Source organism: Corynebacterium sp. HMSC08F01 (genome assembly GCF_001807545.1).
Classification (GTDB): domain Bacteria; phylum Actinomycetota; class Actinomycetes; order Mycobacteriales; family Mycobacteriaceae; genus Corynebacterium; species Corynebacterium coyleae.
On record NZ_KV789269.1, the window covers coordinates 1 to 698 of the forward strand.

Sequence of the window (698 nt, forward strand, 5' to 3'; positions counted from 1 at the left end):
ACGTCACTGTCACGGTGACCGACAAGGACGTTCCGGCTCCTGTCGATAAGGACGCTGACCTTTACGAGCCGTCCTACGAGGACAAGCTTGTTGTCCCGGGCAAGGAGACGAAGTCTTCGCCGACCTTCACCGACAAGGATGGCAAGGACGCGACCGCTCCGGAAGGCTCGAAGTTCAAGATCACTGATGGTTTCGCGGCGCCTGAGGGCTATGTCGTCGAGATCGACGAGACCACCGGTGAGATCACCGTGACGTTCCCGGATAAGTCGAAGCTCAACGCGGACACCGTTGAGGAGTTTGATGTTCCGGTCACGGTGACCTACCCGGACAAGTCCACCGACGACACGACGGCCAACTTCAAGTTGGATTCCGACGGTGATGGCACGCCTGATACCGATGATCCGGACGATGACGGTGATGCCATCCCGGATGAGAAGGAGAAGGAAGACAAGACCAACCCGAAGGTTCCGAACCAGAACCTGGACTACGAGCCGGAGTACAAGGACGGTTCCGGCAAGCCTGGTGAGGACGTGACCGTTCCTGCTCCGGAGTTCAAGGACAAGGATGGCAACCCGACCACGCCGCCGGATGGCACCACCTTCACTCCGGGTGAGAACACCCCGGACGGTGTGACCATCGATGAGAACACCGGCGAGATCACGGTGACTATTCCGGAGGATGCCAAGCCGGGTGACAAG

Annotated in this window: 1 protein-coding gene; it reads left to right on the forward strand. The window is 59.3% G+C overall.

The genetic code is table 11. The annotated features are described in order from the left end of the window. Positions 1-698, forward strand: a 698-nt coding sequence (locus HMPREF3171_RS11975; protein WP_210385583.1) for a YPDG domain-containing protein, incomplete at both ends; no start/stop codon positions are given.